The sequence below is a fragment of the Aeromonas sp. HMWF016 genome (genome assembly GCF_963878195.1).
GTDB classification, from domain to species: Bacteria; Pseudomonadota; Gammaproteobacteria; order Enterobacterales; family Aeromonadaceae; genus Aeromonas; species Aeromonas lacus.
Window position 1 is genome coordinate 33071 of sequence record NZ_CAWNWX010000005.1, and the last position, 6725, is coordinate 39795.

A 6725-nucleotide genomic window follows, 5' to 3' on the forward strand; every position below is an offset into this window, starting at 1 on the left:
ATCGCCTACGGCTGGTGGAGTGGCCACTGTTGCGCCGTCCGTTGGCGCTGGCGATGGCACTGTCGATGATCCTCTCATTGGGGGATCTTGGCGCCATCGCCATGTTTGGCAGTCAGGAGCTCACCACCCTGCCCTGGCTGCTCTACCAGCAGCTCGGCAGTTACCGGCTGACCGAGGCGGCCGCCACCGCCCTGCTGCTGCTGACGCTCTGTTTCTCCCTGTTCTGGCTGGTGGAACGGGGACTTGGAGGAAAACATGCTGAACATTGATACGCTGGTGACCAGCTACCCCGACTGGCGCGTCAGCTTCAGCGCGAAGCTGCCCAAAGGGGAGATCACCGCACTGATTGGCCCAAGCGGCGCAGGCAAGTCGACCTTGCTCGGGATGATCGCCGGTTTCGTGCCGGTGGAGTCAGGCAGCCTCAGCTTCGATGGCGAAGATCTGTTGCCGCTGGGCCCGGCCGAGCGGCCAGTCACCACCCTGTTTCAGGATCACAACCTGTTCCTGCACCTGTCGGTGTTCGACAACATCGCTATCGGCCTGCACCCGGGTCTGCGCCTGAGTGCCGCCCAACGGGCACAGGTGATCGATGCAGCCGCACGGGTTGGCCTTGGCGAGATGCTAAACCGCCTACCGGAGCAGCTCTCCGGTGGCCAACAACAGCGGGTAGGTCTGGCCCGGGCGCTGGTGCGTGGAAAACCGCTGCTGCTGCTGGATGAGCCCTTCTCGGCACTCGATCCTGCCCTGCGTCGGGAAATGCTGGCCGAAGTGGCTCGCCTCGCCTGCGAGCAAGGCATTACCGTGCTGATGGTCTCCCACAACCCGGAAGATGCCCAGCTGATTGCTGATCAGGTGCTGTTCGTAGATGAGGGCCGCATCGCTCTGCAGGGAAAGCCGGATATCCTGCAACACAGCAACCACCCGGGGCTGCTGCGCTACCTTGGTCAATAGCCATCGGCACAAAATTGCGCCGGGATCAAAAAGGGAGGCCGATTGGCCTCCCTTTGCATCTGGAAATATTCAGTTTAATCAGAGGTTTTCCTCGGCGAACGAAGCCAGTCGGCTGCGCACCACCCCGTTGAGGAAGATGTTGGCACTGCCGTCGAAATCCTTGAAACGTTCGACGATGTAGGTCAGACCCGAGGTCACCGGGCTCAGGTAGTTGGAGTCGATCTGAGCCAGGTTGCCAGAGCAGACGATCTTGGTGCCCTCGCCGCAGCGGGTGATGATGGTCTTGATCTGGGATGCGGTCAGGTTCTGGCACTCATCCAGCAGCACGAAGGTGTTCTGGATGCTGCGCCCGCGCATAAAGTTGACCGATTTGAACTGGATATTGGCCTTCTCCATGATGTAACTGAGCGAGCCGCTCATGTTCTCGTCCTGCTTGTGCAGCACTTCCAGAGTGTCGGTTACCGCCGCCAGCCAGGGCATCATCTTCTCTTCCTCGGTACCGGGCAGGAAGCCGATGCTCTCGGCAATTTCCGGGGTATTTCGAGTGACGATCACCTTCTCGTAGATCCCCTTCTCGATCACCAGCTCCAGCGCGGCAGCCATGGCCAGCAAGGTTTTGCCGCAACCAGCCGGGCCAGTCAGGATCACCAGATCGATGTGTGGATCGAGTAGTGCATCCAGCGCCATCCCCTGATAGACGTTCTTGGGATGAACTCCCCACGCCTTGCGGGACATCAGCCGCTCGCGACCCAGATCCTTGATGCGGATCTTCTGGCCATCGTGGCTGAGCACCCGGGCGGCGAAGAAGTTCTCCTCGTCGATCAGGTACTGATTGACGTGAACACCTTCCAGCAAATTGGCATCGATCACATGGATGGTGTCGCGGCCGTGGGTCTCGCTCTCGCACTCGCCAACCCGCTCCCAGAAGCTGCCGGGCACAACCTGAAAGCCTTTGGCCAGCAGGCGAATATCGTCGATCAGCTGGTCGCTGCGGTAATCCTCGACGTGGGCAAGACCGGCCCCTTTGGCCTTGAGGCGCATGTTGATGTCTTTGGTGACCAGCACCACCTGACGCTTCAACTCATGCTTCTGCAGATAGAGGGCCGCGTTGATGATGCGGTTGTCGGCCTCCTTGTCGGTGAACACCTCGGCATCCTGCGGCAGATGGTGATCGCTGAAAATGCAGATATGACCGCTCGCCTCGCCGGCCAGCGGTACTCCTTGCGCAATCTGCTCCGGAGTCGCATCGCGGAACACATCTTCCAGCGCACGGATGGCTACCCGCGCGTCGCGGCTGACATCCTTGTGGCGATCCTTGATGTTATCGAGCTCTTCCAGCACCGTCATGGGAATGAGCACATCGTGCTCTTTGAAGGAGTAGATAGCGAGGGGTTCGTGAAGCAGAACGTTGGTATCCAGGATAAACAGCTTTCGGTCCGTATTGTCCATAAGCATCCTCCTTGGCACTGAAGGGCCACGTGTGTGAATCTCGGATGTCATTGAAACCACACGCCCGTGACAGTTTTATTACCTTCAACGCTACGCTCGATTTTACTATCACGCAACAAATCACTTGCATCACCAGAATCGTTCGAACAGAAAAGCAGCAATAAAAAAACCGGCCATCGGGCCGGTCTTTTTATTTATCTAGCGGATTAACCACATTTGGAGTCGCCGCAATTGAGGCAAGTCATGCAGCCATCCTTAAGCACCAGAGCCTTGGTGTGGCACTTGTAGCAGAGCGCCGCATTGGCCGGGAAACCGCTGCCAGCCTGTTGCTCTTCGGCCTCCTGGGCGGCTTTCAACTCGGCCTGTTTCTCGGCCAGAAACGCCTGCTGATGTTCGTCCAGCCCGGTTGCCTTGAGCATGCCGATCTCGGTGAGATGGCTCTCGATCACGTTGCCAATTTCGGCGATCAGCGATGGAACGTACTTGCCCTTGTTCCAGTAACCGCCCTTGGGATCAAACACGGAACGCAGCTCCTCCACCAGGAAGGTCACATCCCCTCCTTTGCGGAATACCGCGGAGATGATGCGGGTCAGCGCCACGATCCACTGGTAGTGTTCCAGGCTCTTGGAGTTGATGAAGATCTCGAATGGACGGCGAGTCTCGTGAACCGTGCCCTCGTTGAGAATAATGTCGTTGATGGTGATGAACAACGAGTGCTCGGAGACATGCTCCGGCGTTTTCAGCTTGTAGGTGGTGCCCATCAGTCGCTCCGGACGCAGCACGGTTTCATGCATGTGCACCACGTCATCCTGCGGGGCCAGCTCTTCTTGCGGCTCATCCTTGGTACGCACCTTGTAGGCGACGATTTTCTTGTCGATCTTCTTGACCATAATGTCGTTCTCAGAATTTACCGTAATAGCCTTCTTTCAAGGCGTCGTAGAGGTTGGCGGCAGTGTGCAGCTCGCCATCGTATTCGATCTCTTCGTTCCCCTTGACGGAGATGACGGAGCCATCCTCCAGGGTGAAATCGTACAGGGTGTTCTCCAGATCCTTCTCCTTCACCAGCACGCCCTGGAAGGCCTCCGGATTGAAGCGGAAGGTGGTGCAGCCCTTGAGGCCGGAGTCCGAGGCATACATGTAGATGTCCTTGAACTGCTCGAACAGGAAATCGGTCGGCACGTTGGCGGTCTTGGAGATGGAGGAGTCGATCCAGCGCTGGGCCGCCGCCTGAATGTCCACATGCTGCGCCGGGGTGATGTCATCAGCAGTAATGAAGTAGTCCGGCAGACGGCTCGCCTCATCATCGGCATACGGCATGGCGGACGGGTTCACCAGCTCGCGATAGGCCAGCAGCTCGAAGGAGTAGACATCCACGCTCTCCTTGCTCTTCTTGCCCGGCTTGATGACGTTGCGGCTGTAGTGGTGGGCAAAACTCGGCTCGATGCCATTGCTGGCGTTGTTGGCCAGTGACAGCGAAATCGTGCCGGTCGGTGCAATACTGCTGTGGTGGGTGAAACGCCCGCCCACTTCGGCCAGCTCGGCGACCAGCACAGGATCCACTTCGGCAACCTGCTGCATATAGCGGCTGTAGCGCGCATGCAGCACCTTGCCCTTCACCTTGTCACCCACCTTGATGCCATCTGCAGCCATTTCGGGACGCAGACGCAGCATCTTGCCAGTCACTTCAAACTCCTGCTCCATGATGGGGGCAGAGCCTTTCTCCTTGGCCAGACGCAGGGACTCCTGCCAGCCGGTCATCGCCAGCTCCTGGGATACCTGCTCGGTGAAGGCGACGGACGCGGCAGAACCGTACTTGATCTGCAGCATGGTCAGGGTCGAGCCAAGCCCGAGGAAGCCCATGCCGTGGCGGCGCTTGGCAGTGATCTCCTCGCGCTGCTTGGCCAGCGGCAGCTGGTTGATCTCCACCACGTTGTCGAGCATGCGGGTAAAGATGGCCACTACCTTGCGAAATGCGGTCCAGTCGAAAGCTGCCTTGTCAGTGAAGGGATCGCGAACGAAGCGGGTCAGGTTGACCGAACCCAGCAGGCAGGCGCCATAAGGCGGCAAAGGCTGCTCGCCACAGGGGTTGGTCGCGCGGATCTCCTCACAGAACCAGTTGTTGTTCATCTGGTTGACCTTGTCGATCAGGATGAAACCGGGCTCTGCATAGTCATAGGTGGAGGTCATGATAACGTTCCAGAGCTTGCGTGCCGGCAGGGTCTTGTAGACCTTACAGGCGACCTGCCCCAGCTCGTTAAAGACAACCCCCTCCTTGTTGGGCCAGTCAGCCCAAAGCACCTGAGCAGGATCGTCCAGTGCAATGCCATCCTGCTCCACCTCTTTGGCGGTGTAGGGGAAGATCAGCGACCAGGGCGCATCCTCTTTCACCGCCTTGACGAAATCTTCGGTGATCAGCAGGGAGAGGTTGAACTGGCGCAAACGGCCATCTTCACGCTTGGCCTGAATAAACTCGATCACGTCGGGATGACGGATATCCATGGTGCCCATCTGGGCGCCACGACGGCCACCGGCTGACGAGACGGTGAAACACATCTTGTCGTAGATATCCATGAAGGAGAGCGGGCCTGAGGTGTAGGCACCGGCACCGGAGACAAAAGCACCGCGTGGACGCAGAGTCGAAAAATCATAACCGATGCCGCAGCCAGCCTTCAGGGTCAGCCCCGCCTCGTGCACCTTGCCGAGGATATCGTCCATCGAATCTTCGATAGTGCCGGAGACGGTACAGTTGATGGTTGAAGTGGCAGGCTTGTGCTCAAAAGCCCCGGCGTTGGAGGTGATCCGGCCAGCCGGAATGGCACCATTGCGCAGTGCCCACAGGAAAGGCTCATACCAGGACTCCGGCACCCGCTCCTGCTCGGCCAGCGCACGAGCAACGCGCTGGTAGGTCTCGTCGATAGTGCCATCGACAGGATGTCCATCCTTGCTCTTGAGACGATATTTGCTATCCCAGATCTCGAGGGACGTTTCCTGGAGGGGGATGAGGCGGGAGCCAGCTTCGCTCTCCAGCACCGGGTTGGATTTAGCCATTTTCAATCAACCTTATATGAATGCATCAACGTCATGACAGTAGTAGAAAACACAACTAATAGCACCATTAAAAAAAACAACACAATATATAGTGATGGTGCTGCCATGAGGGCGCAGATTCTATCCTAAAAAAATGCCCTGGCCAGCAGGTTTCTGCGCCAGGGCACTTAACTGATTAATTTACTGAGAGATTTAACACTCAGACATGGATCAGGGCTTCTTGACGTAAACGGTCGGCGTATCACCCGCCATATTCAGATAGAACTCATAAACCCCGTCGGCATCCGGCGAGAACTTCATATCCTCATATTTGGAACAGGGATTGACCGGCACAGCCTCGCCACCGAGTACGGCAACGCCATCGCTCGGGCTCTTGTAACCGAAGTTGGTGCCACAGCTCCAACCAGAGTCAGCAAACTTGAACTTGTAGGGGGCCCACTCTTTCTTGAGGGTTCCTTTCGCCATGTAGAGCTTGTCGGCCACCTTGACCGCCTTGCTCGCATCAGTCGCCATCCAGTCGTTCATCTCACCGCGCAGATAGATGGACTTGCCACCAAAATCGCTGTTGTCTGCAGCCTGTTCCGCTCCACCATTAGATGCACAACCACCTAATACCAGGGTTCCCGCCGCCAGTATCATCGTTACTGTTCTTTTGAACATCTCTTTATTCCTTAATTTATTGTGATTCCTTGGCCCATCAGTGTGGACGGAGGAATTAAAGCAGAGGCGGGATTACAAGAAAGCTAGAGTCATCACATTCTGTACTTTTTATGCCCAGCTCTCGGGCGGGCAAGTCAAAAGGCGAGAGCAAGGTCACCCCGGTTTTCGGTTTTGGTGCGACAAAAGTGAATAGAGAAGGATTAAAAAGCGAAGTGATTGAATGGGTTAGCGGAAATAGAGGATTTTTGGGAAGGGGGCGTAATTTTCAGATAATAAAAAACCCCGCTCGATGAGCGGGGTTCTTCGTGTTGGGTGCCTGGCAGTGTCCTACTCTCGCATGGCGAATGCCACACTACCATCGGCGCTACCGCGTTTCACTTCTGAGTTCGGCATGGGTTCAGGTGGTTCCACGGCGCTATTGCCGCCAGGCAAAATCTTAATCCAGAAAGCTGACGTGAATAACGAACTGCCTGTTGGCTTCGCTATCACTGAATCTGAGTAGTTCGTTCATTCGCTACAAGGCCAGAAACACTTCTTGGGTGTTGTATGGTTAAGCCTCACGGGTAATTAGTATGGGTTAGCTCAACACGTCGCCGCGCTTACACACCCCACCTATC

General features: G+C 56.8%; 5 protein-coding genes, 1 rRNA gene and 1 pseudogene. 2 read left to right on the plus strand and 5 right to left on the minus strand.

The features are described 5' to 3' along the window. Together thiP and thiQ are read left to right on the plus strand one after the other, a co-directional pair. Positions 1 to 269, plus strand: a pseudogene (thiP, locus tag AACS24_RS21755) (thiamine/thiamine pyrophosphate ABC transporter permease ThiP); the annotation flags it as partial. Continuing rightward, positions 256 to 951, plus strand: a complete 696-nt coding sequence (thiQ, locus tag AACS24_RS00425) for a thiamine ABC transporter ATP-binding protein (RefSeq protein ID WP_108572050.1) — start codon at positions 256 to 258, stop codon at positions 949 to 951. The pseudogene thiP and the gene thiQ, both read left to right, overlap by 14 nt. Before the next feature lie 78 nt (positions 952 to 1029). Here thiQ and AACS24_RS00430 read toward each other — a convergent pair whose 3' ends face one another. The 5 genes from AACS24_RS00430 to rrf all read right to left on the minus strand — a co-directional run bounded on the left by AACS24_RS00430 (position 1030) and on the right by rrf (position 6537). After that, positions 1030 to 2400 (minus strand): PhoH family protein, encoded by a 1371-nt coding sequence (locus AACS24_RS00430; protein WP_033114950.1) that lies wholly within the window; start codon positions 2398 to 2400, stop codon positions 1030 to 1032. Between the two features lie 206 nt (positions 2401 to 2606). Further along, positions 2607 to 3290 (minus strand): TSCPD domain-containing protein, encoded by a 684-nt coding sequence (locus AACS24_RS00435; RefSeq protein ID WP_033114951.1) that lies wholly within the window; start codon positions 3288 to 3290, stop codon positions 2607 to 2609. A gap of 10 nt (positions 3291 to 3300) precedes the next feature. Further along, positions 3301 to 5448: an adenosylcobalamin-dependent ribonucleoside-diphosphate reductase gene (locus AACS24_RS00440; RefSeq protein ID WP_108572048.1), complete on the minus strand. Its 2148-nt coding sequence runs from the start codon at positions 5446 to 5448 to the stop codon at positions 3301 to 3303. A 210-nt stretch (positions 5449 to 5658) separates the two neighbouring features. Next, positions 5659 to 6108, minus strand: a complete 450-nt coding sequence (locus AACS24_RS00445) for a pullulanase (RefSeq protein ID WP_108572049.1) — start codon at positions 6106 to 6108, stop codon at positions 5659 to 5661. Between the two features lie 314 nt (positions 6109 to 6422). Next, positions 6423 to 6537 (minus strand): 5S ribosomal RNA (gene rrf / locus AACS24_RS00450). Positions 6538 to 6725: the final 188 nt, after the last annotated feature.